A 25,341-nucleotide genomic window follows, 5' to 3' on the forward strand; every position below is an offset into this window, starting at 1 on the left:
TCCGCGGCGCCTGCGTGCCGGGCCTCCCGGTTCGTGTCGTGGCTCACTTGCTGCCCTCCTGCCGCGCGAGGTACTCGCGCACGATCTCGATGACCACCGGAATGCTCTCGGCCTCGCCGACCGAGATCCGGACGCCGCTTCCCGCGAACGGGCGCACCAGGGTGCCCGTCTCCGCGAAATCGGCGGCGAGCGCAGCCGCGCTCGCGATGCCGCCCGGCGCGTCAGCGCGCTCCGGCAGCCAGACGAAATTGCCCTGCGCCGCGGGAACATCGATGCCCAGCCGGCGGAGGCCAGCGGCGAGTTCCTCCCTGCGGGACACGATCTCCCCGATCCGGTCCGCGAGTTCGGCCCGCGCTTCCGGCGCGAGCGAGGCGCGAGCCGCGACCTCCGCGACGCCCGTCACGGACAGCGGGATACCGACGCTGGCGGCGGCGGCGAGGATCGCCGGGTGCCCCACCGCGGTGCCGATCCGGAGTCCGGCGAGCCCGTAGGCCTTGGAGAAGGTGCGAAGCACCACGAGGTTCGGGTGGGCCGCGAGCACGTCCTCGCCGCGAACCGCATCCGGATCGGTGACGAATTCCCGGTACGCCTCATCGAGCACCACCAGGGTGTCGGCGGGCACGCGCGCCATGAACGCGTCGAAGGCGTCGCGCCGGATCGCCGGCCCGGTCGGGTTATTCGGGGTGCAGAGCAGGACGACCCTGGTGCTCTCGTCGATCGCCGCGGCCATCGCTTCGAGGTCGTGCTCTGCGGCAGCGGTGAGCGGAACGCCAACGCCGCGCGCGCCGTTCGCGAGGCCGAGCGAGGGGTACGCCTCGAAGCTCGGCCAGGCGAAGACGTAGCTCTCCCCTGCGGCGGCTGCAGCGTGGACCAGCTGGAACAGGATCGCCACGGATCCGGCCGCGAGATGCACGCGCTCTGGCCCGACGCCGAATTCCGCGCCGATCGCGGTGCGGAGGTCGGGCATGCCTGCGGCGGCGTAGCGATTGTGGTCGACGCGCGCCGCGACCGCGGCGGCGACGCCCGGAAGCGGGTCGAACGGGTTCTCATTGCTCGAGAGTTTGTAGCCCGGCTTGCTCGGAGTGGCCCCCTGGCGGTAGGCGGGTACTGCGAGCACGTCGGCGCGGAGGCGCACGGGCGGCGTTGCGGTGTCGCTCATAGTTCCGAGTGTAGTGAGCAGGGTATTGCGGGATCGGGATACGCGCGGGGTTGCGGGGAACGCCCAGTTGGGCCGTTCGGACCGCAGAAACGACGAACGGGCCCGCCGAGGAATCCCTCGACGAGCCCGTTCGGGTGGTGCGTCGCTACGCCTTGCGGGCGCGCAGGCGGCGGGCCGCTACGACGCTCGCGACGCCGGCGAGCAGCAGGACGCCGGCTCCCGCGGCGAGGCCCATCTGCTCGGCGCCGCCCGTGACCGCGAGATCCGGGTCCTTCGGCGTTGCCGGCTTGGCCGGGTTCTCCGGGTTCGTGGGCGTGGTCGGCTCCTTCGGCGGCGTGACCGCGTCAGCGCAGTCCTTGGAGAGGAGCTGCTTCGTCCAGGTCGCGGTGCCGTCGGCGTTGAGCTTCCAGCCCTCGCCGAGCTTGGACTCGTCGATCGCGAAGCCCTTCTCGGGGGTGGCCGTCACCGTGGCGACGTGCGCGTCGTCGACCGTGACGTCCGAGAACGTCAGGCCCTCGACCGCTGCGGGGGCGCTCACGGTCTCCCAGACCGTCTTCCCGGCGTCGGCCGGCGTGCACTCAGCGGCCGCGATCGCGGGCTGCGTCGGGACAACCGCCGTCGGGGGAACCTCGACGACCACCTCGGCGCAGACCTTGCCCAGCTCGGCGGGATCTAGCTCACCGGTCACGCAGTCGGACTCGTCAATGCCGAAGCGGTTCGTGATCTTGTCGCCAGCGGGGATCGTCGACTCGTCGAACGCGACCTTCGCCGTCGCCGTCTCGCCGGGCGCGAGCATCGGCAGCTTCCACACGTTGTTCGACACGGTGCCCATCGAAGGCTCGCTGATCGGCGGAAAGCACGCCTGCCGCGTTGTAGAGCGCGTCCGTGTAGCTCTGCGCCTTCACCACGCCATCGGTCGTGGGGTTCGTGACCGTCAGCTCGAACGAGCCGTCGGCCGCGCGCACCTTGGTGATCACCGGGTCGACGTAGTTCAGATCGCCCGCGGCGCTGCCGTCGGTGAAGGGGCGCGTGGGGACCGCGCTGCGGTCGATCGCGCCGTGCTCGAGGGACTCCTCGTGCGCGCCGATCGTGAACGGATTGCGGCCCAGGGCCTCCCACTGGCTCGTGCCGTCGGGGATGGTCTGCAGCTGCGCGCGGAACGTCTCGCCCGCGGCCTGCGGCATCCACTCGATCTTGATTTCACGGTCGGTGCAGGAGACGATTCGGTACTCACCCGGCTTCGGGGCAGCGGTCGTCTGCGTGCTCAGCTTGGCATCCGTCATGAACTTGCCGCCCCAGATCCCGTACCCGATCCCGAAGGGAGAGGTCTGGTTCTCGAGCTGCGTGCAATCCCACTTGGTGCCCGGTCGATCGATCGTGAGCGACACCGTGGTGAGATCGGTTGCCGAGGCTGCGGGCTGGCCGTTGTAGACGACCGCGAGCTTGGCCTCGTCCTGAGTTCCGCGCCAGGAGCTGCGGAGTCCCGTGGTGTTGTACTGCTCAGGGGTGGTGGTGTCGAAGGAGGTCGAGACGCCGTTCTCGCAGCCGGAGAAGGTCGTCGTGTACACCTGGCCGGGCTGGAGGACACCGCCGGGGGCGTAGACGCTCGAGTAGCCGTAGGACTGCTCGTAGGTGCCGGTCACGTCCTTGTGGGTGTTGACGTAGTCCGTGAAGGTGAACTCCACGCCGGTCGACCCGATCATCTTGGCGGTCGCGATCACTGCGCCATCTGCCTTGTTGACGAGGTCGCGTGGCGTTCCGGCGAACGTTCCGATGCCGTCGACGTGCAGCGTGTAGGTGTCCCCTGCCTTCGCTTCCGGCGCCACCTTGATGTCGAAGTTCGACTGGCCCCGCTGCGCGGCCTGGTTCATGTTGTCGAACTCCCAGTCGGGCTTCAGCCAGCTCTCAAGGACGCGCCCCGTGAGCGTCAGGTCCTCAGAGGGCGTGATCGCAGCGGAGGTGAGTTCCGCAGCGCAGGTGGGGCTGTACGCGGCGGCTTCGGCCGGAGCGGCCGCTCCACCGCCGAAGAACAGTCCGCCTCCGACGAGCGAGATGCCGAGCATTCCGGCCGCGAAGCGACGGATTCTGCTCGGCTGTGCACCGCGTGCGTGCGGGGTGCGCGGGTGATTCATGGGCTCTCCTGTCCGGACGCTGCGGAGGCCTCGCCCGCAGCTCAACTGAAATGTCCCCGAGAAACGAGACGATATGGAACGTAACCCGGAACTCCCGAAACTTCAAGCCAATTCCCACCAATACGGTACGGCGCTGAAGTTAATTTACTGTTTGCTCCGCTATGCTGGGCCAGGAATGCCGGGGGCAACTCGGCGCTCTCGGCTTGAATACGCAGTTCACGCGTTCTTTCCGAGACCGCGGGTGCTCCGGCCCGCAATACCATTACGTACGTCGCGTAACGAATTTAGTAAGTTACGAAACCGTAGATCCTGATCCGATCTCGCACACTCACCAGCGGAAAGGCCCGACATGTCGGATTCCCTTGACCTCGAGCGCGCGGCAACCGCCCTGGCTCGCACGATGAACTCCTACGGCGAGACCGTGCTGCGCAGGCGAAATACGAGCTACACCCAGTTCCGCATCCTCTCGATCCTCACCGAGACCCCCGGCATCCCGGGAAAGCGTGTCGCGCACTGCCTCGGGGTCTCCGGGGCCGCCGCGTCGAAGCAGCTGAAGATCCTGACGCGCGGAGAACTCGTCGCGAGCCGCACCCAGCGTGGCGAGGGCCGCGCACAGCGGCTCGAACTCACCCATGCGGGCCGCGAGCTCTTCACGGCGCTGGCCTCCGAACTCCACACGCCGCTCGTCGAGTGCTGCCGTATCGCAGGCGAGGATTTCTCGGAGCTGTCGGCCATCTTCCGCGCGCTCAATGACATCGTCTCGACCCGGCTGAGCGAGAAGGTCACCGGCCGCACGGCCGAGTCACCGATTCCGGCCCCGCGCACCACACCCAACCTCGGGCACGAGCTCTCCGCCTTTCTCGCGGCCCTCAACCATCGCACCGAGGCCCAGCTCAGCATGCACGGCGTCACGCTCCCGCAGTTCGCCATCCTGCGCCTGGTCTGCGCATCACCCGGCCTGAACGGCCGCGAGATCGCGGAGGAACTCGACTACTCGACCCCCACCGTGTCCGGGCACCTCGCGCATCTCCGCGCTCTCGGACTCGCCATGGACGTCTCCCGCGAGGGCAGCGGCAACACCCAGCAGCTCGAGTCGACCGCCGCGGGCCGCGGCTTCACGCAGGAGGTGCTGGAGAGCACTGCCGCCTGGGTCCACGAGGTCTGCTCGCAGGCCGGCGTCGACGAGGCCGCTCTCGCCACGCGGCTGCTCGCCGTCGGCGCCGCGGCCGCCGAGTACCCGCTTCCCGAGGCGTCGGCCGCCGGTTCCCGCTGACCCCCGCCGTGCAGCCTCCGATCGTTCGGAGAGCGACTCCCGCGGATCTTCCGCTTCTCGAGGCGATCGAGCGGGAGGCCGACCTCCTCTTTGTTGAGCGCTTCGCCGCCTCGGACTGGCCGCCCCCGGCAACGGGGGCCGCTCGCGACGCTGATCCGGGGTTTCTCCTCGTCGCCGAGCTGGCCGGGACCGTCGTGGGCTTCGCGCACGTTCTCGAACCAGAGGCGCGCGCGGGAGATCCCGACGGCGCCCCGCGACTCGCCCACCTCGAGCAGCTCTCCGTCTCGCCCGCGGTCACTCGGCGCGGGATCGGCTCGGAGCTCCTCGCGACCGCCGCCCGTGTCGCCCACGAGCGCGGAGCGGAGCTGCTCACCCTGCGCACCTACCGCGACGTGCCGTGGAACGCGCCGTTCTACCGCGCACGCGGCTTCGCCGAAATAGTGCCGGATCGGGGATTTCTCCGAGAACTCCCCGCGTCGGAGCACTCCGAGGGAATCCACGCATTCGGCGAGCGCGTGCTGCTGGCGCGCGAGTTGCCGGCCGCACATCGGGAAACCGCCTCGAGCGCGTGAGCGGGGCAGCGGGGCTGGGAACGGGAACACCAGGCCCACACAGCTGATTCCAAGATTGCTACACTCGTTTCGCAACCCGGGGACGCCCGCTCGCAGGGTCCGGTGGAGTGCGACACAGCGAATCGAAGGAGTTCACCTTGCCCTCTGCCGAGAACCCCGGATCAGACCCGCAGGATCGGCCGTTCGACGCCCCGGAGGCCGGGACGCAGCAGCCGCAGGCGCCGCACGGGCAGCAGTACGGCCAGCAGGCGCAGCCGTATGCGCCGCAGGCGCAGCAGTATGCGCCGCACCCCGAGCAGCCTCAACCGCACCTCCAGCAGCCGCAGGCCCACCTCGAACAGCCACAGCCGTTCCCCCAGCAGCCGCAGCCCCCTCAGCCGCTGGCCCCTCAGCCGCAGGCCCAGCAAGCGCAGCCGCACCCCGCGCACCCCCACGGCCACCAGCCGTCCCCCCGCGCCGACACCCCCTTCGTCGCCGAGGTGAAGAAGTCGTTCAGCAGAGACGGGATCATCACCCTCGCCGTGATCGCCGCGGCCACGCTCGGCGTCGCCCTGATCGGGTCGACACTGCTCTTCCTCGGCGGGCTCACGAGCGGGAGCGGCGTCGAGTTCTCCCAGGCCATGACGATCCTGCTCATCGGAACGGGCCTCGTCCTCGGCGGCGGGGTTCAGGTCGATGCGGGCGCTGGCCCCCTGGGCGAGGGCGCCGCGACGATCTCGGTCTTCGCGCTCGGCGCGCTTGCCGTCGTGGTTCTCGTGACCGCTATCATCGTGCGCTACCGCTCGGTCCCGAAGGACTCCCCCGCTCCGAACGCCGCACTCCAGCTCGGCCGCGCTGCCGTGGACTCCGCGCTGATCGCGCTGGTCCTCGCGCTCGTCTCGGGGCTGCCGAGGCTGTCCGGGAGCGCGTCGCTCACCGGCTCGGACGCCATCCAGGTGGGCACGAACCCGCTCCGGATCTTCTGCACCGTGTTCGTGCTCCTCCTCGTGACGCTGTACCTCGCGCGCGAGATTCCCCGCAGGAAGCTGCTCGGGATCCGAGACGGCGGCCTCGCCCTCACGCTCCGGGAGGGCGCCCGTTTCCTTGCCGTGCAGTTCTCGACGTTCGCCGTCGTGGGACTCATTGCGCTCGTCATCATCGCGATCCGCATGGAGGCTCCGCTCGCGATCCTCGCCGGGCTTCCGCTGCTCGGGAACATCGCGGGCTTCGCCGCGGCGCTCGCCTCGTTCGGCGGGGTTGCCGGCGCGGCGAGCTTCACCGGGAGCGCAACCGCTCACGCGGGTGATCTGCTCGGCGGGAACGCGATCTGGGTGCACCTGGCTGGACTCCTGATGATGATCTTCGCCGCGGTGTCGATCGGCCTGCATCGGCCCCGCACCGGCCGTTTCGAGGTCGCGAGGGTCTGGCAGCTCCCGGCCGTCGTGCTCCTCGCCTGGGTCGTGCTCGCCTCGGGACTGCTCGGGATCGGCGCGACGGGCGCCGCGACCGGCTTCGTGCCGCTGCGCGGTGCCGTGCAGCTGGGCCTGGACTGGTCGGTTCCGTTCCTGATGGCGCTCGTGGCCGCGCTCGTCTCGCTGGGCGCGGAGGTGCTGCCGCTCTTCCTCACCCGCTTGAGTCCCGGGCTGCTGCGCGCGTTCGCCTCGCAGAAGACCATCTCGCGGTGGCTCGCGGGGCAGCCGATCCCGCCGGTCGCTGCGCCCGCCGCCGCGCCGTCGACCACGGTGGCAGCCGACCCGGCCGCCGGGGCGAACGCCCCGTGGCCTGCTGCGATGAGTTTCGGTTCGGACACGGGCGCGGTGCCGCCGCTCCCCCAGGATCACGCGGCGCAGGCCACCGGCCAGCAGACCGCGCCCCCGCCGGTGGCGGGCACTGAGCCGTTCGAGACGACCGCTCCCCCGCCCCCCGCGCTCGCTTCGGCCGCGCATCCCGCAGCCCTGTTCCCGCTCCCGGTTCGGGGGCCCGGCGCCGCCACGTCGTCGCCTGCCGGCTCACCTGACGCGGCACCGGCGGCGGCAGGATCCCCCGCGGCCGGATCCCCCGCGATCGAATCCCCCTCGGCCGGATCGCCGGGAGCTGGCGCTCCCCCGGCCATTGCACCGCTTCAGCCCAGCACCAAGAAGGGCTTGCTCATCGGGGTTTTCTCCGTGCTCGGTGTCGTGCTGCTCGTCGTCGCCGGCGTGATCGCCACGGCGGCGATCAACAGCACTCGCGACCCCGCGGCGGAGGTACGCGAGTACCTGCAGCTCCTCGCCGACGGTCAGGCCGAAGCGGCCACCGAAATGGTCGATCCCGGACTCAGGACCGCCGACCGCGAGCTGCTCACCAACGAGGTGCTCGGATCCGCGTCGAAGCGGATCGAGATCGTCGAGGTACAGACGATCGATCGTGGCGCCTCGGGCGCGAGCGTCAGCGCCGAGCTGGCCATCGACGGCGAGCGCTTCTCCCGCACCTTCGCCGTGTCGGCCGGGCCGAAGGAGTTCCTCGTGCTCGACACGTGGAAGCTCGAGGACGCGCTTGTCGTGCAGGGAAACATCAGCGGCTCCGACGCCCCGGCCGTCGCCCTCGGCACGGCGGAGGTCAAGCTCGAGAGCTCCGACGGCGCCTTCACCGGGTCCGGGTCGAAGTCCGTCTACCTCTATCCGGGCGTCTATCCCGTGGGCGGCAATGGCGACGACTACTTCCGCGTCTCGACGGATGAGCTCCGGGCCCTGCCCGAGGAGGTCGCTGGGAGCTCGGTGTCGGTGCACGTGGAGGGCGAGCCGACGGACAAGCTCAAGGAGGAGGTGCTCAAGGCCGCGCAGGCTCGGGCCACGAAGTGCGTGCAGGTCCCCACGAACATGGACGCCGCATGCCCTTACAGCGTCCAGAGCACGAAGCTGTCCGAGATGAAGATCGTGAGCCAGCCGCAGGGCTTCGAACGCTTCGACATGTCCTCGTTCACGACCGATCAGGGGGTCGTCGGCACCCGCCGCAACGCCACCTCGTTCGACAAGGATCCGAAGCTCTCCGAGGACAAGTTCCGCATGTCGGGCAGGATCGAGTTCGAGAACGGGAAGCCGGTCGTGAAGGACCTCAGCGCGGGCTGGTAGCTTTCGCGGCCCCCGATGGGAGAATCGGGGGCATGCGCACCATCATCCGAGTCCTCGTCAACGCTTTCGCGCTGTGGCTGACCACGCTCATCGTGGGCGGCCCTGGCGATCACGGCATGTGGATCATCCCGCTGCAGAACGATAACGCCGGGAAGATGCTCACGCTCGTGCTCGTGGCCCTCGTGTTCGGGCTCGTCAACGGCACGCTGGGGAAGGTCGTCCGCTTCGTCTCGATTCCGCTCTACATCCTGACCCTCGGCCTGTTCGGCCTGATCGTGAACGGGATCATGATCGCCGTGGTCGCCTGGCTGTCGCAGCTCGCCGGCTTCGGCCTCGGCGTCGGCGGCTTCTGGTGGGGCGTCCTCGGCGCGATCGTGCTGTCGATCCTCTCCGGCATTCTCAACGGCCTGCTCGGCACCCGCAAGCGCCCGCGCGAGAACCGCTGAGCGTCATGAGCGCTGATCGCGTCACCGATCCGGGCCCGTTCCGCGTCACCTTCGTCTGCACGGGCAACATCTGCCGCTCCCCCATGGGCGAGATCGTCCTGCGCGCGCTCGCCGAGGACGCCGGCTGGGGCGGTCGCCTCACCGTGACCTCGAGCGGCACGGGCGGCTGGCACGCGGGAGACCCCGCGGACCCGCGCACCGTCGCCGCGCTCGACCGCGCCGGTTACGACGGCGCGGCACACCGGGCCGCGCAGGTCACCGACGCGGATATCGCGGAGAACGACCTGATCATCGCCCTCGCCCGCGATCACGAGCGCGCACTGCTCGCCGCGGGAGCACCCCGCGACCGCCTCGTGCTGCTCACGGACTTCGATCCGGATCAGCCCGCCGACCCGGACGTCTTCGATCCCTACTTCTCCGACGACGCGGCCTTCGACGCCGTGCTCGCCCAGGTCGAGCGCGCGAGCCGCGCCCTGCTCGCGAGCCTCGAACCCCGGCTCCGATCCGGGCACTGATCCCGATCCGGGCACGGATTCCGCTCGGCCTCCCCCAATCGGCACGCGCCAGATCGCATGGGAGAATAGACGCGCGGCCGCGCCACCGGGCGCCGGCCTCCACTTGATTACGCTCGGAGACCCCATGACGCCCCTGCCCCCGCAGCCCATCAGCCCCCTCGACGGCCGCTACTTCGCCGCGGTCGCCCCGCTCGGCGACACGCTCTCGGAGGCCGGCCTGAACAAGGCTCGCGTGCACGTGGAGGTGGAGTGGCTCGCCTATCTGACCGAGCACTCGCTGCTCGGAGGCACCCCGATCGACGCCGAGCAGCTCGCGTCGCTGCGCGCCTGGGCCGCAGACTTCGGCCAGGCCGAGATCGACGAGCTCGCGGAGACCGAGAAGACCACCCAGCACGATGTGAAGGCGGTCGAGTATCTCGTGCGCGCCCGCCTCGAGCAGCAGGGCCTCGGTCATCTCGCCGAGCTCACCCACGTGTGCTGCACGAGCGAGGACATCAACAACGTCTCCTACGCGCTCACCGTGAAGCAGGCCGTCGCAGACGTCTGGCGCCCCCGCTTCGAGAGGGTCATCGCGGAACTCGCCCGCCAGGCCGAGCAGTACCGCGAGCTCCCCATGATGAGCCGCACGCACGGACAGCCGGCGACCCCCACGACGCTCGGCAAGGAGCTCGCGGTGTTCGTGCACCGCCTCGAGCGCCAGCTCAACCAGATCGACGACATCGAGTACCTCGCCAAGTTCTCCGGCGCGACCGGCACCTTCGCCGCGCACATCGCCGCCGACCCGAACGCGGACTGGCCCGCGATCTCGCAGGAGTTCATCGAGGGCCTCGGCCTCGACTGGAATCCGCTCACCACGCAGATCGAGTCGCACGACTGGCAGGCGGAGCTCTACACGCGGATCGCGCACGCGAACCGGATCCTGCACAACCTCGCCACCGACATCTGGAGCTACATCTCCATCGGGTACTTCCGCCAGATCCCCGTCGCGGGCGCGACGGGCTCCTCCACGATGCCGCACAAGGTCAACCCGATCCGCTTCGAGAACGCGGAGGCGAACCTCGAACTCTCGAACGCGATCCTGGACTCGCTCGCCGCGACGCTCGTCACGAGCCGCTGGCAGCGTGACCTCACCGACTCGTCGGCGCAGCGCAACATCGGCGTCGGCATCGGCCACTCGGTGCTCGCCCTCGACAACATCCTCAAGGGCCTCGGCCAGATCGACGCGGCGCCCGAGGTGCTCGCGGCGGATCTCGACGCCAACTGGGAGGTGCTCGGCGAGGCGATCCAGACCGTGATCCGGGCCGAGGTGACCGCGGGCCGTTCGACCATCAGCGACCCCTACGCTGCGCTCAAGGAACTCACCCGCGGCCGCCGGATCGGCCAGGCCGAGCTCGTCGAGTTCGTGCAGGGCCTCGAGATCGGCTCCGAGGCGAAGGAGCGCCTGCTCGCGCTCACGCCCGCCGGATACATCGGCGACGCCGCTCGCCTGCTGGACTACCTGCAGCGCTAATCCGAGGCCCCTTTATGGGCAGGTGAACGCGCGAGGCGCCCCGCGACCGCTGTGGCGGTCCGGGGCGCCTCGCGCGTTGCGACGCGGCCGCCCTTACTGCGGGAGTCCGAGCAGCTGCGAGACGTAAGGCCGCTGGCGTTCGAGACGCCCGGTCAGCTCGGACCACTCGCCCCGCTGCCCCGACATGATCTGGGCGCCGACGAACATCTCGTTGAGCAGTTCCGCGAGCGTGGCCACGTCGAGATCCTCGGACAGCTCACCCGCGTCGACGGCGGCCTGGAGCATTTCCACGGTCATTCCCGCCCAGTGCCGATCGGGGGCGTCACCGAGCTTTCGGAGTTCCTCGGACGTGCTCTGCCGCAGCCGGATTCCGGACTGGACGATCCTGTCTTCTGCGATGAGGGCCCCGAGACGCTCGCGGGCCGCGAGGAATCGCTCGAGTGGTGAATCCTCGCCCTCGACCGCGGCCTCGAAGGCCTGGACCATCCGCTCGCTCTGCTGCTCGAGGAGGGCTTTCGCGACGTCCTCCTTGTTCCCGAAGTGGAAGTAGAGCGAGCCCAGGCTGATGCCGGCGTGCTCGGAAATGTCCTTGAGCCGCGCTCCCTCGTACTCCTTCTCGGCGAAAATTGCCGCGGCCGACTCGAGCAGCGTTGCTCGCGACTCCAGCCCACGCTTCTGCTTACCACGCACGGTTCCACCGCGCTCTTTGACCGCCACATGTCCTCCGCGAACGATTCGAGAATCCAATCTCATTTTCCAGGTCAGCATATGGGATTGCAACCGCAGTTCGGGTGCCGACCGACGATTGCGTTCCCGCTCGTCCGCAAACAAAGTGAGGAGAAGGCCCCGATCATTGAGGCATTTGCCCTGCACGGTTCCCCCCTGTGGGAATTCGGGATGCGGCGCGTCGCGGAGTGCGAGAGGCTAGAGAGGAGGAAAGCGTGTGCGCCACGGCCTCCTCACCCCTCCCGATCGTCGGCCCGCCGCCGATCTCCAGCAAATGCGAAAGCAGGTTCGTCAGCATGTCGCCGCAGTCCGAAGAATTCGCCCGCACTCGCACGATGCACCGGTTCACGGCGCGCCGCGTCACCGCGGTGCGCGTCGCACGGATGGAGGAGTTCATCCGCGTCACGCTCTCCGGCGATGAGCTCGGTGACTGGACCAGCACCGGGCCCGAGGACCACGCGAAGGTCTTCTTCCCCGATCCCGAGACCGGAGAGCTCGTCGCGCCGACCGCCGCGAGTCCCACCGAGTCCGGCATCATCCGCCCGGATCGGCCCGCGTTCGGTCGCGACTTCACTCCCCTGAACGTGCGGATCAACGTGGGATCGGGGCACACCGAGTTCGACATCGATGTGCTCCGTCACGATAACCCCGGCCCGGCTGCCGCCTGGGCGGTCGAGGCCGAGCCGGGCGACGAGCTCGTGGTCGTGGGGCCGCGGGGCTCCGTGGACGCCGCGACCGAGGCCCGCCGGGTGCTGTGCGTGGTGGATCCCACGGCTCTTCCCGCCGCAGCCCGCTGGATCGAGGAGATGCCGGACTCCGCCAGGGTCGAGGTGATCGTCGACCTGCCGGGCCCGATCGACTGGGTCCGCAGCTACCTCGCCGCCCAGGGCGGCCGCGACGTGCCCATCACCGCGGCCCCGCAGGGCCCTGACGGGCTCGCTGAGGCCGCCCGGGCCGCCGGCATCGACGACGGGACCTACGTCTTCGCAGGGGGCGAGGCCGGGCGTCTCCTCTCGCTCCGGCGATACCTGCGCGGCGAGCTCGGGCTGCCGCGCGAGCGCTACTCGATCAGCGGGTACTGGAAGCGCGGAGACGCGAACTTCGATCATCACGCACCTATCGATCCCGCCGATCCTGAGGACTAAACGGCCAGTTTCCCGGTGTCATTATCGGGAAAAGTCCCGTCCAGTCCCCCTTTTCGAGATCGATACTTAGTATTCGCTCCGAGTTTCCCTGGGAAACACGAGACTCAAGAATTCCGTTACTGAACCGCGCTATTGTTGGATGCATGACCAAGATTGGACGACCCCGCGAGGCAGGGATTGACGTCCGAATCGTTCGAGCAGTGGCCGAACTCGCGCCGCAGTACGGGTATTCGGGCTTGACCGTTGAGCGCATCGTGAAGCACGCGCGCACCTCGAAACCGGCGTTCTACCGCCGATTCCGCAGTATCGCGAACGTCGTTCCGCTTATCCTCGCCTCCGACTTCGGCGACGATTCCGACGTCGATACGGGCACCCTCGCAGGCGACCTGCTCGAAATCCAGATCCGCCAGTCGGAGCTGTTCAACCACCCCCTCACGAAGTCTGTGCTCGCGGGCTTCCTCGACCACCTGTCGGTCAACCCGGACGACGCGCAGCCGTTCATCGAGGGCTATCTCGCCCCGCGCCGCGCGCACACGCACGTGCTCCTCGCGCGCTCCGTCTCTCGCGGCGAGATCCCGGAGGGCGCGGATCCCGCGTACGTCGCAGATCTGCTCACCGGCCCGGTGATCCTCCGCGGCCTCCTCCCCGGCATGCCGCCCATCGACGCCGAACTGATCCGGCGCACCGTCACCACCGTGCTCAACGAGGTCCACTACTCCGGGGACCGGAGCGTGCTCGACGAGGTCTCGTTCCCGCGGGACCTCGAACTGGCGGGCGCGGGAGCGAAGTAGGGACGTGCGCGCTCAGGCCCGCTGATCCCTCCCGAGAGGTCGGGTTCGGCTAGTGCCAGTGCTTTCCGCCGTCGTCGGGGAGCTGGAGGTCCTTGCGGGCCTCAAGATCCTCCGCACTCGGCTTCGTACCGAGGCCGATCAGGGCGACCGTCATGACGGTGGCAATGAAGGCGACCCCGAGGAAGATCAGCGCGAGCATGAAGCTGCGCGTTGCGAGCAGCACGATGCCGCCGGCGAAGATGCCGAGCACCGCTGCGAACCCGACGAGTTCCAGCGGGCGCAGGCGGTCCCTGCGCGACGGAGTCACGGGTGCCTGGGGTGCGGGCTCGCTGGGGTTCTGCATCGTCTGCTTTCCGTGTCGGGGTGGGGTCAGCGCGATTCGCGCTGGGTGTCGAAGGCGGAGATTCCGAGGAACACTCCGGCGATGACGGCGTAGCCGCCGAAGAAGCCGAGGATCGCGACCTGGTCTTGCCTCGCGAGGAGGACGAACAGGGCGAGGAGGAAGCCGCTCGCGCCGACGATGATCACATCGGGGCGACTTCCTGGACGGATCGCGTTGCCGAGGAACTCGAGCAGGGCGCTCACGAGCGACCAGGCGGCGATGACGACGGCGAAGCCGATCGCGGTTGCGCTCATGGGAACGAGCACCGCCGCGAAGAGGGCGACGCCAGCGAGCAGCGCCGGCACGGTGCGCCGGCCTGCCGAGGCGGGCGCCGTGGCCTCGATCACGTGCGCGACGCCGATCCCGGCGAGCGCGAGCGCCGCGACGGTGAGGTCGAAGCCGAGCTGCTCGTGCATCGTGGCCGAGAATGCAATGGCGATCGCCGCGACGAGGAGAACCCCGACGCGGATCAGACGGATCGCCCGTGAGGGTCGCGCCTCCGGGGTCGCCTCACCGGACACGTTCGCTGCCGCAGCCGACATGACGCCCCTTTCTCGCACCGCCCCAGTCTACCCTGCCCGGCTCCGAGCGCATGCGGGCCCGAACGGCGCCCGATTCTGATCTGAGCAGGCAGTCTCCCCACGGGTCGCTCGCCTGGGCACGCGCAACCCGCGCTGCCAGGTCTTCGGGCGCGGAGAGGACTAGAGACCGCTCGGCATGTCCTGGAAGCGCGAGTAGTGGCCCTGGAACGCGACCGTGACGGTGCCCGTGGGGCCGTTGCGCTGCTTCGCGAGGATGAAGTCCGCCTCGCCAGCGCGCGGGCTGTCGCGGTCGCCGACGGCCTCGCGGTGGAGCAGGATCACCATGTCGGCGTCCTGCTCGAGCGAGCCGGACTCGCGGAGGTCGCTGATCGCGGGCATCTTGTCGGCGCGCTGCTCGGAGGCACGGTTGAGCTGCGACAGCGCGATGACGGGGACGTCGAGCTCCTTGGACAGCAGCTTGAGTGCGCGCGAGAACTCGCTGACCTCCTGCTGACGGCTCTCGGACTTCTTGCCGCTCGAGAGCAGCTGCAGGTAGTCGATGACGACCATCCGGAGCCCGTGCTGCTGCTTGAGCCGCCGGCACTTCGCGCGGATCTCGACGAGCGTGAGATTGGGGCTGTCATCGATGAACAGCGGCGCCTCGGCGACGCGCGCCTGCGTTGCCGCGAGCTTCTGGAAGTCGCGGTTGTCGAGCGCGCCCTTGCGGAGCGTCTGCATCGGGATCGAGGCCTCCGCGGCGAGGAGTCGCATCGCGATCTCGGCGCGGCCCATCTCGAGCGAGAAGAAGACGGTCGGAGCGTTCGCGTGGACGGACGCGTTACGCGCCACGTCCATCGCGAGGGTCGACTTTCCCATCGCGGGACGCGCAGCGATGATGATCATCTGGCCGCCGGCGAAGCCGTTCGTCATCGCGTCGAGCTCGCTGAAGCCCGTTGGCACGCCGAGCATGCCGTCCGCGGCACCGTTGGCCTTGTTGATCTCCTCGAGCGCCGCGTCGACCGCGAGCGAGAGCGGAACGTAGTCCTCGCCCTGGTTCTCCCCCGTGACCCCGTAGATCTCCGACTGCGCGACGTTGACCAGGTCGATCGCCTCGCCCTCGCCCGCGTACCCCATCTGCACGATGCGGGTACCCGCCTCGACGAGGCGCCGCAGGAGCGCCTTCTCGGCGACGATCTCGGCGTAGAAGCTGGCGTTGGCGGCCGTGGGCACGATGCTCGTGACGGTGTGGAGATACTCGGCACCGCCCGCGCGCTGGAGATCGCCGGTCTTGGTCAGTTCGTCGGTGACGGTGATGACGTCGGTGGGCTCGCCGCGCGAGTAGAGCGACAGGACGGCCTCGTAGATGACCTCGTGCTTCGGCACGTAGAAGTCGGGGCCCTTGAGCTGGCCCGTGACGTCGGCGACGGCGTCCTTGGAGAGCAGCATGCCGCCGAGCGCGCTCTGTTCGGCGAGGAGATCGTACGGCGGGGTACGCTCGTGCCCCCGACCCTCGTCTTCGACGAACGGATCAGGGATTCCCAGGTGGGCGATAGACACTCGATCACTCCTCTGCCACGGCTCGAACTCGGTGTCTGAACATCACACACCCGACCCCGGACATTCACGGTATGGGCACCTTCCGCACCCGCCAAACGGCCGGGTGCTCAACCTGTGGATAACTCCGTGTATAACCTCTCGCGTTTCGCCACAGGTTTTCCACATGCTTGGGGATAGCCTGTGGAATCACGAACAAAGATGACGACAACTCTTCGCCTGATCAGGCATTTTACTTATCCACAAGAGGAAAGTTTTTCAAGTTTAAGGTAGAGCTTGAGGCTTTTGGCGGGCCTCGGGGTGTGGAGAACTTTCGGATGAAATCGCGCTTTGTCAAGCCGATGTCGGCGTTTTGAGCGGAAGTTCGTTCACCTGTTATTCATGCCCCTGGGGAGAGGTGCTCTGACCAGGTAAACGCAGCGGAAAAACGCCAGCGGGGCGGCGGATCCGGTAAGGAATCCGCCGCCCCGCTGAGCTGCGTTCGCGATTAGCGCTGCGAGATGACCTGCAGGGTGATCTCGGCGTCGACGCCCTCGTGCAGGTGCACGATGGCCTTGTACTCGCCCGTCGTCTTGATGGACGGCACGGTGACCTTGCGCTTGTCGATCTCGCCGATGCCGGCCTCGGAAACCGCTGCCGCGACGGCGGCGGGCTTCACGGAGCCGAACAGGCGGCCGCCGGTGCCGGTCTTGGCCTGCAGGCGGATCTTGCCCTCCTGCAGCTTGGCCTTGAGCGCCTGCGCGTCCTCGACGGAAGCAAGCGCGCGGGCATCGCGCGCGGCACGGAGCTGCGCGACCTGAGCCTCGCCGCCACGCGACCAGTGCACCGCGTAGCCCTGGGGCACGAGGTAGTTACGGGCGTAACCGGTCTTGACGTCGACGACGTCGCCGGCGGAACCGAGGCCCTGGACCTCGTTGGTGAGGATTACCTTCGCCATGATGTTTCCTCCTTAGCGGCCGGAGCCGGCGTAGGGGAGGAGTGCCATCTCGCGGGCGTTCTTCACGGCCTTCGCGATCAGTCGCTGCTCCTGCACGGACACGCCGGTGATACGGCGGGCGCGGATCTTTCCACGCTCAGAGATGAACTTGCGGAGCGTAGCGACATCCTTGTAATCGATGACGCCGACGGTCTGCTTCTTCGCCGGTGCGAGAACCTTCGAGTTCTTTCCGCGACCCGGCTTGCGGCCTGCGCCGCTGGACTTGCCTGCCATAGTGGTCTCTTTTCGTATTTCGCTCCGGGTGTCCCGGAACAAGAAGTGGTGCGTCGGCTCGATGGCCGACAGGTGCCTTTAGAAGGGCTGTTCGTCGTCGAAGCCGCCGAAATCGCCGCCAGCGGAACCGCCCTGCTGGCCGCCGGAGCTGGCCCACGGGTTGTCCTGCGGGGAAGCAGCGGGCTTGCCCCAGCTGCTCTGCCCTGCGGGCTGACCGCCGCCGAAGCCGCCGACCTGGCCGCGCGACTGACCGCGGGCGACCTGAGCGGTGGCGAATCGGAGCGACGGGCCGATCTCTTCGACCTCGAGGTCGAGCGACGTGCGCTGCTGACCCTGGTTGTCGGTGTAGCTGCGCTGGGTGAGACGGCCCTGGACGATCACGCGCGTGCCCTTGGTGAGGGACGCTGCGATGTTGTCGGCGTACTCACCGTAGGCGCGGCAGCCGAGCCACAGGGGCTCGCCGTCCGACCAATCACCGGACTGACGGTCGCGCACGCGCGGCGTCGAGGCGATCCGGAAGGTCACCCACGACTTGCCCGCCTGGCTGACACGCGGCTCGGGGTCGGCAACGAGGTTGCCCACCACGGTGATCAGCGGCTCGCCGGCCATGGGCTACGCGCCAGCCTTCGCGGCGCGTGCGGCCTTGGCCGCGTCGCGCTTGGCCTGCGCTGCACGCTGAGCCATGAGCTCGTCGGCGCGGAGGACCTTGGTGCGGAGAACGGCCTCGGAGAGACCCAGCTGACGATCGAGCTCAGCGGTGGCTTCGTTCGACGCGGTGAAGTTCACCACGACGTAGATGCCCTCGGACTGCTTCTTGATCTCGTAGGCCATACGGCGCTTGCCCCAGATGTCGACGTTCTCGATCTCGCCGCCCGCGTTGCGGATGACGCCGAGGAACTTGTCCATGCTGGGGGCCACAGTGCGCTCGTCGATACCCGGATCGAGGATCACCATGAGTTCATACGGATGCATTACTGACCCACCTCCTTCGGACTTCACGGCCACAGGATTTCTGTGGCAGGAGGGTGTTGTGCATCGTGCCCGCTCACCTCGCAGATTGCTCGGTGCGCAGACAACCCCAATAGCTTAGCATCATCCGAGCCGCTCGGCACCCCGATATTCCGGTCGTACGCTGGGGGGATGCGGATCGCCCTCGTCTCCCTCCACACCTCGCCCGGTGCGGTGCCCGGACGGGCGGACGCCGGCGGCATGAACGTGGTCGTCGCGGAGGCCGCGCACGCACTCGCGGCCCGCGGCCACGAGGTCTCGGTGATCACGCGAGCGAGCGACGACGCCGCAGCGGGGGAGCGGCCCCTCGATCCCGCGCGTCCCGGCCCGAGCCTCGTGGCGATCGAGGCCGGGGATCCCGGGCTCCGGAAAGAAGAGCTGCCGACGATCCTCCCCGCGGCCTCGCGCGCACTCGCCGCGCTCGGGCCGTTCGACGCGGTGCACGCCCACTACTGGCTGAGCGGCGTCGCGGCGCGGGAGACCGCGGCGCGCAGCAGCGTCGGCCTCGCGCTGAGCCTGCACACCGTCGGCGCGCAGAAGAACGCGCGGCTCGCGGCGAACGACCGCGGGGAACCGCCGCTCAGGATCGCCGCTGAACGCGCGCTGATCAGGGAGAGCACCCTTGTCGCCGGGAGCGAGGGCGAGCTCGCGGCCGCGCGCTCGGCAGCTGGCGGATCGGCGGGCAGGGGGATCGTCATCCACCCCGGCGTCGACACCTCCGCGTTTACGCCCCGGGATGTTTCCCGTGAAACGGAGCGGCTCGGGGACCGTCGCCCGTTCCGCATCGTCGTGCTCGGCCGGGTGCAGCCCCTGAAGGGGCAGGATCTCGCGATCCGCGCGATCGGCGCGCTCATGAAACTCGATCCGGAGCTCGCGGCTCGCACGGAACTCCTGATCGCGGGGGAGCCGACCCCGGGAGGCGAAGCCTGGGCCGCGGGCCTGCCGCACCTCGCCGAAGAACTGGGCGCGACCGATCACGTGCGATTCCTCCCCGCGCAGGGACGGTCCGAGGCCGCCCGGCTCCTCGCCACCGCCGACCTCGCACTCGTGCCGTCCCGCTCCGAGACCTTCGGCCTCGTGGCCGTCGAGGCCGCCGCGTGCGGGGTTCCGACGATCGCGGGACGCCACACCGGGCTGCTCGAGTCCGCCCCCGATGGCCGCTCGGCGATCCTCGTCGACGGGCGCGACCCGGCGGATTGGGCGCGCGCGATCCACGGCCTGCTCCGCGACCCGGCGCGCAGGTCCGCCCTCGGTGCGAGCGCGCGCGCGTTCGCGCTCACGCTCGACTGGGCGCGGCACGCCGAGCGCCTCGAAGCGCTCTACCGCGAACTCGCGCGGCGCTGATCGGCGATCCGCCTTCCCGCACTCAGATACCGACAGAGGCCCCGATCCGAAAGGGATCGGGGCCTCTGTTCGCGCGGCAGGGATCAGCGGTCGAGGAACGCCTCGAGCTCCGTGCGTGCGACATCGTCGGGCTTCTGCACCGGCGGCGACTTCATGAAGTACGCGGAGGCGGACTCCACGGGACCGGCGTCGCCGCGATCGAGCGCGACCTTCGCGGCGCGGATCGCGTCGATCATCGTGCCGGCCGAATTGGGGGAGTCCCACACCTCGAGCTTGTACTCGAGGCTCATCGGCACGTCACCGAAGCCGCGGCCCTCGAGGCGCACGAAGGCGAACTTCCGGTCCTCGAGCCACGGCACGTGATCGCTCGGACCGATGTGGACATCATCGGGGGAGAGGTCGACGTCGATGTTCGAGGTGACGGCCTGGGTCTTGGAGATCTTCTTGGACTTCAGGCGGCTGCGCTCCAGCATGTTCTTGAAGTCCATGTTGCCGCCGACATTCAGCTGGTAGGTGTGGTCGAGGGCGATGCCGCGGCTCTCCATCAGGCGGGCGAGAACGCGGTGCGTGATCGTCGCGCCGACCTGGCTCTTAATGTCGTCGCCGACGATCGGGAGACCGGCATCGACGAACTTCGCGGCCCACTCGGGGTCGCTCGCCACGAACACGGGCACCGCGTTCACGAACGCGACACCGGCCTCGAGCGCGGCCTGCGCGTAGAACTTGACGGCCTGCTCGCTGCCGACCGGAAGATAGCAGGCGAGCACCTCGGCGCCGGAGTCGCGGAGCACCTGCACCACGTCAACCGGCTCGGCGGCAGACTCCTCGACGGCGTCGCGGTAGTACTCCCCGAGACCGTCGAGCGTCGGGGCGCGCTGCACCGTGACGCCGAGCTCCGGAACGTCCGAGAACTTGATCGTGTTGTTGTGCCCGGCCCAGATGGCCTCGCTCAGATCACGGCCGACCTTCTCGGCGTCGACCTCGAAGGCGGCAACAAACTCCAGATCAGAGACGTGATATCCGCCCAGCCGCACGTGCATGAGGCCCGGAACGCTCTCGTCGTCGGCTGCGCCGCGATAGTACTCGACGCCCTGCACCAAAGAGCTCACGCAATTGCCAATGCCCGCGAGGGCAACCTTTACCGTCATCGCATCCCTCAATTCGCATGCTGGTGCGGACCCGCCGCACCCACAGCTTCCAATTCTAGCCACCGTGACCGGGAGGAGCCGGAATCCGGCGGAACGTCTCGCGATCCCCGATCGGCTCCCGCTGCCCGCCGACGTGCACGATGTCATCGCCGTCGACCGTGAGCTGCGTGCCGTGCGCGCGCAGCGCCGCAACCTTGCGGGGGAGCCAGGCCGTGACGTCGTGGACCTCGATCGCGGGAGCGGAGGCGGCAGCCTGATCGGAGGCGGCATCGATCGACGGATCGGCGGCGCCCGAATCGGCGACGCCGGGATCGGCGGCGCCCGAATCGGCGACGCCGGGATCGGCGGCTCCAGGTTCGGCGACTCCAGGTTCGGCGGCGCTCGGATCGGCAGCGCCCGTCTCGGCGAGCGCGCGCTCGGCGGCCTCGTCGCCGAGGATCTCCCAGAACGGGAGCCCCAGCGCCTGGGCGACCGCGCGGGCGAGGCGATGGGCGAGCACGTGATCGGGGTGCCCGTAGCCGCCGCCATCGTCGTAGCTGACGATGGCCTGCGCGCCCGCCTGGTACGCAGCGGCCAAGAGATCGTTGAGGGCCTCGACCGCGGGGGCGCTCGTGAGCGCGTCGGCGCTCGCGTCGGGCGCCGCTCCCGCGCGACCGTCCGGACCCCACGCCATGCCGGAGTCCTCGTAGATCACGGGCGGGTAGCCCTCTGCCCGTGCCGGCTCAACGCCGAGGAAGGCGTGCCGTTCGAGCCCGAGCATCGCGAGCGCCGCGGCGAGCTCCGTCTGCCGGTGGGGTGCGAGGGCGTCGGTTCCGGCGAGGTGCGCGAACGGACCCGCGACGACCTCACCCCGCTCACCCCGGGTGAGGGTGACGAGGAGGGGCTCCCGTCCCGCCTCAGCGAGCCCGGCGAGGGTGCCCCCCGTCGTGATCGTCTCGTCGTCCGGGTGGGCGTGCACGAACATCACGCGCGACCGGCCATCGAACCAGGATCCGGGGTCCGCGTTCGGCGCCGCGGCACCCTCCTGCTGCGTCGTCTCCATGCTGGTCACGCTCCGTTCGCTTCGGGGTTCGCCTCGGGCTGCTCTGCGTACCAGGCCCGAAGCCGATCCTCAGCGGCTTCGGCGCCGATGGGGCCCTCATCGAGCCGAACCTCGAGCAGGTACCGGTAGGCGCGGCCCACGAGCGGGCCGGCCGGGATGCCGAGCAGGCGCATGATCTGCCCGCCGTCAAGCTCGGGTCGCACCGCGGCGAGCTCCTCGGCCTCGGCGAGCTCCGCGATCCGCCGCTCGATGTCGTCGTAGGCGTGCTCCAGGCGCTCCGCCTTGCGACGATTGCGCGTCGTGACATCCGCGCGGGTGAGGATGTGGAGGCGCTCGAGCTCCTCCCCGGCGTCACGCACGTAGCGGCGCACGGCCGCGTCCGTCCACTGCTGGTCGCTGTATCCGAAGAAGCGCAGGTGCAGCTCGACGAGGCGGGCCACGCGCTTGATCGTGTCGTTGTCGAAACGCAGCTCCCGCAGCCGCTTCTTGGCGAGCTTCGCGCCGACGACGTCGTGGTGATGGAACGTGACGCCGCCGCGCTCGAAGCGGCGCGTGGCGGGCTTCCCGATGTCGTGCAGCAGCGCTGCGAGACGAAGCACCAGATCAGGAGCGGTTTCCTCGGGCGCGCGCCGCGCAATTTCAAGCTCGATCGCCTGCCTCAGCACCGTGAGGCTGTGCTCGTAGACGTCCTTGTGGCGGCCGTGATCGTCCTGGGTGGTGACGAGCGCGGTGAGCTCGGGAAGGAAGCGGTCAGCGAGCCCGGTATCGACGAGGAGGCGGATCCCCGGCGCCGGATCGGGCGCGGAGAGCAGCTTCACCAGCTCGTCGCGGATCCGCTCGGCGGAGATGATGTCGAGCCGATCAGCGTACTCCGCCATGGCCGCGAGCGTGCCGGCCTCGACGTCGAAGCCGAGCTGCGCCGCGAAACGCGCGGCACGCAGCATCCGAAGCGGATCGTCCGTGAACGACACCGCGGGGGAGGCGGGGGTGCGGATCACGCCCGCGAGCAGGTCCTCCACCCCACCGGACACGTCGACGAGACGGAGCTCGGGCAGCATGAGCGCGAGCGCGTTGATCGTGAAGTCGCGACGCACGAGATCGCCCTCGATGGTGTCACCGTAGGTGACCTCGGGCTTGCGCGAGTCGTCGCGGTAGATCTCCGCACGGTACGTCGTCACCTCGACCGTCTCACCGTGCACGCGCGCGGCGATCGTGCCGAAGTCCCGGCCGACATCCCACACCGAGCCGCTCAGCGTCTCGAGGATCCGCTGCGTCTCCTCCGGGCGCGCCGACGTGGTGAAGTCGAGGTCCGTGACCGGGCGTCCGAGCAGCGCATCGCGCACCGGGCCCCCGACCAGGGCGAACTCGTGGCCGTTCGCGGCGAAAGCCGAGGCGAGCGCGGAGACGGGAGCGGAGTCGGCGATCGCGCGCAGGGCGTCCATGGACTCGGCAAGAGAGGGCATCCCTCAAGGGTACCGGGGTCCGTACGGCTGCATTTCCTAAACTGGTGTCCATGCGCCTCCTCAGCCGCCTCCGACGTCACGCCCCCACGCGTGCGTTCCGCGCGGCCGCGCTGCTCGCGATCGCCGGCCTCGTCGCCGCTCCCACGGTGCTCGCCGGCGCTCCGGTGCGGGCCGAGACGCCCGTCGCAGCCGAGGAATCGGGGCAACCGGACGCCGCGGTCCCGACGATCCTGGCGGGCGCACGCGACTCGATTCTGCTCGCCGGCACGCGCGAGGTCGTCTTCGACGTCGTCCTCTCGAATCCGAGCGAGCAGGAGCTTCCCGCCGGTCGCGTCGAGCTGCGACTCGACGCCGCACGGGTCGACGCCGCCGTGGGCCTCGGCGACGACACCGCCCCGAAGCCCGGCACTGGCGCCCTCCTCGGCGAGGCCACCGTGGGAGCAACGGCGCGGGGAGAACAGCAGCAGCTCGCGATCACCGTACCGATTTCCGAGTTCCCGCTGTCCGCGGCCTCGACGCCGGGCGTCTACCGCGTCGGCGTCGCCCACTACGCGAACACGAGCCGTGACCGCTCAGCCGCCGCCGAGCCGGACGCTACGGGATCGACGTCCGTGCTGTGGCGCAGCCCGGGCGGGAGCGCGGACACGGTGCAGCTGTCGGCGATCCTGCCGATCGTGCTTCCGGCGGAGGTGCGCACCATGCCCACCAAGGCCCAGCTCAGCAGCGCCACCGAGACCTGGACGCCGCTGCTCGCTGAGGCGAGGGATGAGCGCGCGACCCTCGCCATCGATCCCCGCGTCATTGCGGGGATCCGCGCCCTCGGGGACGACGCCCCGGAGTCCGCGCTCGCGTTCCTCAGCGAGCTCGAGGCCTACCCCCACAGCACCTTCCTCCTCCAGTTCGCCGACGCCGATCCCGCTGCGCAGGCGTCGCTCGGAATGAAAGAGCTTCTCGCCCCGAAAACCCTCGATTTCGCCTCCCGGAACGGCACGTTTCCCGCGGCCGATCCGCAGGATCCGGGCGCGGGAGAGACGCCCGGCCCGACGGCATCGCCCTCGCCGACGCCGAGCGAGCCCGCCGCCGGTACGAACGGGCAGGACGCCGCCGATGCCAAGGCCGGCGAGAACTCCGAGGGCGCAGACGGGGCCGAGCCGGGCGCTGCGCCGCTTCCCTCGCTCGAATCCCTGCTCGACTGGCCGGCCGGCACCCCGACCGCGTGGCCAGCTGAGGGGGAGGTCAGCGCCGGCACGCTCGAGCTCCTCAAGAACTCCGACGCGGGCACGGTGGTCCTCGACTCCGGCAACGTGCGCGCAACGGGCGGACCCCGCGCGACGCTCGACGGCGCGCCCACCGTGATCATCGACCGCGAGATCCGCCTCGCCGGCCGCGACGCGCTCGCAAGCACCACGGACGCCGGCCGCCGCGCGGGCGAGGCCCGACTCATCTCCGAGCTCGCCCTCGCGGCCCAGGGCCGCTCCGCCGGGGTCGTCCTCGGCCTCGACCGCGGCTCGACCGCGGAGAACGGCGCCGGCGCGAGCGAGCTGCTGGGCCGCGTGGGCGACCTTCCCTGGGTGAAACGCACCGCCGTTGCCGATCAGCGGGCAGGAACCGCGACTCTCGTGGCCGCGGAGCCGCTCGAGGAGCGCCGCGAGCTGCTGCGCTCCGCGCTCTCCCGCGAGGCGGGAATCGTGGAGCACCAGACGCTGCTCAAGAATCCCGAGTACCTCGTCGGGTATCAGCGGGCTCGCCTGCTCAACTTCTTCGCAACGCGGTACGCGTCCGCCGACTCCGGGTTTGCGGAGGTCGCCGCGCGCTATCGCTCCCGCGACGCCGAACTGCTCCGCGGGGTGCAGGCGATCAGTACCGAGCACACGCAGTTGGTCGGTGCCTCCACACGCGTCCCCGTTCAGGTGCGCAATTCTCTGCCCTTCGATGCGATCGTCGACGTCGAGGCCGTGCCCTCGTCCGCCGCGCTGTCCGTCGATGAGAGCCGTTTCCCCGGCGTCGTCGTCCCCGCCGGCTCGAACGTTCGCGTGCTCGTGCCCGTCCAGAGCCGCGTCTCGTCGGGCGAATCCGGCCTCGTGGTCAGCATCACCGCGCAGGGCGGGAAACCCACCGTGTTCACCGGCACCCTGCAGATCTCGATCAGCACCGTGGTCGAAACGGTGGGGCTCGTCGTCGTGCTCACGCTCGCCGTGCTGCTCCTCGGGTTCGGAATCTGGCGCAGCATCAGGCGGAAGCGAAAGCCCGCCTCAGGCGACACGGAATAGCCCGCGCCTAGGATGGGTTGTACCCACTGCAGCGGCCCAGA

23 protein-coding genes are annotated in these 25,341 nt (G+C 69.6%); 10 read left to right on the forward strand and 13 right to left on the reverse strand.

The features are described from left to right. Positions 1–43: 43 nt before the first annotated feature. Together JD292_RS07665 and JD292_RS07670 are read right to left on the reverse strand one after the other, a co-directional pair. Positions 44–1,159, reverse strand: coding sequence for a histidinol-phosphate transaminase (locus tag JD292_RS07665; protein ID WP_200132149.1), 1,116 nt, complete (start codon positions 1,157–1,159; stop codon positions 44–46). 701 nt (positions 1,160–1,860) lie between these two features. Then, positions 1,861–3,291 carry an Ig-like domain-containing protein gene (locus JD292_RS07670; protein ID WP_200132150.1) on the reverse strand — a complete coding sequence of 477 codons (1,431 nt, stop codon included), beginning with the start codon at positions 3,289–3,291 and terminating at the stop codon, positions 1,861–1,863. A gap of 349 nt (positions 3,292–3,640) precedes the next feature. Here JD292_RS07670 and JD292_RS07675 point away from each other — a divergent pair, with 349 nt between their 5' ends. The 6 genes from JD292_RS07675 to purB all read left to right on the forward strand — a co-directional run bounded on the left by JD292_RS07675 (position 3,641) and on the right by purB (position 10,696). Continuing rightward, positions 3,641–4,564, forward strand: a complete 924-nt coding sequence (locus JD292_RS07675) for a MarR family winged helix-turn-helix transcriptional regulator (RefSeq protein ID WP_200132151.1) — start codon at positions 3,641–3,643, stop codon at positions 4,562–4,564. Between the two features lie 8 nt (positions 4,565–4,572). After that, positions 4,573–5,136 carry a GNAT family N-acetyltransferase gene (locus JD292_RS07680; protein ID WP_369411191.1) on the forward strand — a complete coding sequence of 188 codons (564 nt, stop codon included), beginning with the start codon at positions 4,573–4,575 and terminating at the stop codon, positions 5,134–5,136. 137 nt (positions 5,137–5,273) lie between these two features. After that, positions 5,274–8,225, forward strand: a complete 2,952-nt coding sequence (locus tag JD292_RS07685) for a hypothetical protein (protein ID WP_200132152.1) — start codon at positions 5,274–5,276, stop codon at positions 8,223–8,225. Positions 8,226–8,257: 32 nt separating this feature from the next. After that, a complete protein-coding gene (locus tag JD292_RS07690; protein WP_200132153.1) occupies positions 8,258–8,671 on the forward strand; it encodes a phage holin family protein in 414 nt (137 codons plus the stop codon). A gap of 5 nt (positions 8,672–8,676) precedes the next feature. Next, positions 8,677–9,186: a low molecular weight protein-tyrosine-phosphatase gene (locus JD292_RS07695; RefSeq protein ID WP_200132154.1), complete on the forward strand. Its 510-nt coding sequence runs from the start codon at positions 8,677–8,679 to the stop codon at positions 9,184–9,186. Between the two features lie 124 nt (positions 9,187–9,310). Then, on the forward strand, positions 9,311–10,696 hold the full coding sequence (gene purB, locus JD292_RS07700; protein ID WP_200132155.1) for an adenylosuccinate lyase: 1,386 nt from the start codon (positions 9,311–9,313) through the stop codon (positions 10,694–10,696). Between the two features lie 93 nt (positions 10,697–10,789). On the opposite strand, the gene JD292_RS07705 is transcribed toward purB, so the two are convergent. Further along, entirely contained in the window at positions 10,790–11,413 is a 624-nt protein-coding gene (locus JD292_RS07705) for a TetR family transcriptional regulator (protein ID WP_200132156.1), read from the reverse strand. A 305-nt stretch (positions 11,414–11,718) separates the two neighbouring features. Here JD292_RS07705 and JD292_RS07710 point away from each other — a divergent pair, with 305 nt between their 5' ends. Together JD292_RS07710 and JD292_RS07715 are read left to right on the forward strand one after the other, a co-directional pair. Then, positions 11,719–12,567: a siderophore-interacting protein gene (locus tag JD292_RS07710; RefSeq protein WP_200132157.1), complete on the forward strand. Its 849-nt coding sequence runs from the start codon at positions 11,719–11,721 to the stop codon at positions 12,565–12,567. Between the two features lie 143 nt (positions 12,568–12,710). Beyond that, positions 12,711–13,358 (forward strand): TetR/AcrR family transcriptional regulator, encoded by a 648-nt coding sequence (locus JD292_RS07715; protein WP_200132158.1) that lies wholly within the window; start codon positions 12,711–12,713, stop codon positions 13,356–13,358. 49 nt (positions 13,359–13,407) lie between these two features. Here JD292_RS07715 and JD292_RS07720 read toward each other — a convergent pair whose 3' ends face one another. From JD292_RS07720 to rpsF, 7 genes are all read right to left on the reverse strand, one after another. Then, positions 13,408–13,701, reverse strand: a complete 294-nt coding sequence (locus tag JD292_RS07720) for an ABC transporter ATP-binding protein (protein WP_200132159.1) — start codon at positions 13,699–13,701, stop codon at positions 13,408–13,410. A 26-nt stretch (positions 13,702–13,727) separates the two neighbouring features. Beyond that, positions 13,728–14,300, reverse strand: coding sequence for a hypothetical protein (locus JD292_RS07725; RefSeq protein WP_369411192.1), 573 nt, complete (start codon positions 14,298–14,300; stop codon positions 13,728–13,730). A 141-nt stretch (positions 14,301–14,441) separates the two neighbouring features. Further along, positions 14,442–15,818, reverse strand: coding sequence for a replicative DNA helicase (dnaB, locus tag JD292_RS07730; protein WP_200132160.1), 1,377 nt, complete (start codon positions 15,816–15,818; stop codon positions 14,442–14,444). A gap of 484 nt (positions 15,819–16,302) precedes the next feature. After that, on the reverse strand, positions 16,303–16,752 hold the full coding sequence (rplI, locus tag JD292_RS07735; protein ID WP_200132161.1) for a 50S ribosomal protein L9: 450 nt from the start codon (positions 16,750–16,752) through the stop codon (positions 16,303–16,305). A gap of 12 nt (positions 16,753–16,764) precedes the next feature. Then, the gene (gene rpsR, locus JD292_RS07740) at positions 16,765–17,025 is read right to left on the reverse strand and encodes a 30S ribosomal protein S18 (protein ID WP_200132162.1); all 261 of its coding nucleotides are present in this window, start codon (positions 17,023–17,025) and stop codon (positions 16,765–16,767) included. Between the two features lie 78 nt (positions 17,026–17,103). Beyond that, entirely contained in the window at positions 17,104–17,634 is a 531-nt protein-coding gene (gene ssb / locus JD292_RS07745; RefSeq protein WP_200132163.1) for a single-stranded DNA-binding protein, read from the reverse strand. 3 nt (positions 17,635–17,637) lie between these two features. Then, positions 17,638–17,997 (reverse strand): 30S ribosomal protein S6, encoded by a 360-nt coding sequence (gene rpsF / locus JD292_RS07750; RefSeq protein WP_200132164.1) that lies wholly within the window; start codon positions 17,995–17,997, stop codon positions 17,638–17,640. A 168-nt stretch (positions 17,998–18,165) separates the two neighbouring features. Here rpsF and JD292_RS07755 point away from each other — a divergent pair, with 168 nt between their 5' ends. Continuing rightward, a complete protein-coding gene (locus JD292_RS07755) occupies positions 18,166–19,377 on the forward strand; it encodes a glycosyltransferase (protein ID WP_200132165.1) in 1,212 nt (403 codons plus the stop codon). An 83-nt stretch (positions 19,378–19,460) separates the two neighbouring features. Here JD292_RS07755 and JD292_RS07760 read toward each other — a convergent pair whose 3' ends face one another. Genes JD292_RS07760 through JD292_RS07770 form a run of 3 tightly spaced genes read right to left on the reverse strand, consistent with a single transcriptional unit; the run spans position 19,461 to position 23,030 of the window. After that, positions 19,461–20,525 carry an inositol-3-phosphate synthase gene (locus JD292_RS07760; RefSeq protein WP_200132166.1) on the reverse strand — a complete coding sequence of 355 codons (1,065 nt, stop codon included), beginning with the start codon at positions 20,523–20,525 and terminating at the stop codon, positions 19,461–19,463. Positions 20,526–20,580: 55 nt separating this feature from the next. Then, positions 20,581–21,567 carry a PIG-L family deacetylase gene (locus JD292_RS07765; protein ID WP_200132260.1) on the reverse strand — a complete coding sequence of 329 codons (987 nt, stop codon included), beginning with the start codon at positions 21,565–21,567 and terminating at the stop codon, positions 20,581–20,583. A 5-nt stretch (positions 21,568–21,572) separates the two neighbouring features. Further along, positions 21,573–23,030 (reverse strand): CCA tRNA nucleotidyltransferase, encoded by a 1,458-nt coding sequence (locus JD292_RS07770; RefSeq protein ID WP_200132167.1) that lies wholly within the window; start codon positions 23,028–23,030, stop codon positions 21,573–21,575. A 50-nt stretch (positions 23,031–23,080) separates the two neighbouring features. Here JD292_RS07770 and JD292_RS07775 point away from each other — a divergent pair, with 50 nt between their 5' ends. Then, a complete protein-coding gene (locus JD292_RS07775) occupies positions 23,081–25,300 on the forward strand; it encodes a DUF6049 family protein (protein ID WP_200132168.1) in 2,220 nt (739 codons plus the stop codon). The last annotated feature ends 41 nt before the right edge of the window (positions 25,301–25,341 follow it).

Origin of the sequence: Leucobacter edaphi, from assembly GCF_016522535.1 — a bacterium.
Lineage (GTDB): Bacteria > Actinomycetota > Actinomycetes > Actinomycetales > Microbacteriaceae > Leucobacter > Leucobacter edaphi.

Coding starts and splice junctions, on each gene's coding strand:
- JD292_RS07665 (WP_200132149.1), bottom strand. CDS start 1,159: ATGAGCGACACCGCAACGCCGCCCGTGCGCCTCCGCGCCGACGTGCTC.
- JD292_RS07670 (WP_200132150.1), bottom strand. CDS start 3,291: ATGAATCACCCGCGCACCCCGCACGCACGCGGTGCACAGCCGAGCAGA.
- JD292_RS07675 (WP_200132151.1), top strand. CDS start 3,641: ATGTCGGATTCCCTTGACCTCGAGCGCGCGGCAACCGCCCTGGCTCGC.
- JD292_RS07690 (WP_200132153.1), top strand. CDS start 8,258: ATGCGCACCATCATCCGAGTCCTCGTCAACGCTTTCGCGCTGTGGCTG.
- JD292_RS07695 (WP_200132154.1), top strand. CDS start 8,677: ATGAGCGCTGATCGCGTCACCGATCCGGGCCCGTTCCGCGTCACCTTC.
- purB (WP_200132155.1), top strand. CDS start 9,311: ATGACGCCCCTGCCCCCGCAGCCCATCAGCCCCCTCGACGGCCGCTAC.
- JD292_RS07710 (WP_200132157.1), top strand. CDS start 11,719: ATGTCGCCGCAGTCCGAAGAATTCGCCCGCACTCGCACGATGCACCGG.
- JD292_RS07715 (WP_200132158.1), top strand. CDS start 12,711: ATGACCAAGATTGGACGACCCCGCGAGGCAGGGATTGACGTCCGAATC.
- JD292_RS07720 (WP_200132159.1), bottom strand. CDS start 13,701: ATGCAGAACCCCAGCGAGCCCGCACCCCAGGCACCCGTGACTCCGTCG.
- rplI (WP_200132161.1), bottom strand. CDS start 16,752: ATGGCGAAGGTAATCCTCACCAACGAGGTCCAGGGCCTCGGTTCCGCC.
- rpsR (WP_200132162.1), bottom strand. CDS start 17,025: ATGGCAGGCAAGTCCAGCGGCGCAGGCCGCAAGCCGGGTCGCGGAAAG.
- ssb (WP_200132163.1), bottom strand. CDS start 17,634: ATGGCCGGCGAGCCGCTGATCACCGTGGTGGGCAACCTCGTTGCCGAC.
- rpsF (WP_200132164.1), bottom strand. CDS start 17,997: ATGCATCCGTATGAACTCATGGTGATCCTCGATCCGGGTATCGACGAG.
- JD292_RS07755 (WP_200132165.1), top strand. CDS start 18,166: ATGCGGATCGCCCTCGTCTCCCTCCACACCTCGCCCGGTGCGGTGCCC.
- JD292_RS07760 (WP_200132166.1), bottom strand. CDS start 20,525: ATGACGGTAAAGGTTGCCCTCGCGGGCATTGGCAATTGCGTGAGCTCT.
- JD292_RS07765 (WP_200132260.1), bottom strand. CDS start 21,567: ATGGAGACGACGCAGCAGGAGGGTGCCGCGGCGCCGAACGCGGACCCC.
- JD292_RS07770 (WP_200132167.1), bottom strand. CDS start 23,030: ATGCCCTCTCTTGCCGAGTCCATGGACGCCCTGCGCGCGATCGCCGAC.
- JD292_RS07775 (WP_200132168.1), top strand. CDS start 23,081: ATGCGCCTCCTCAGCCGCCTCCGACGTCACGCCCCCACGCGTGCGTTC.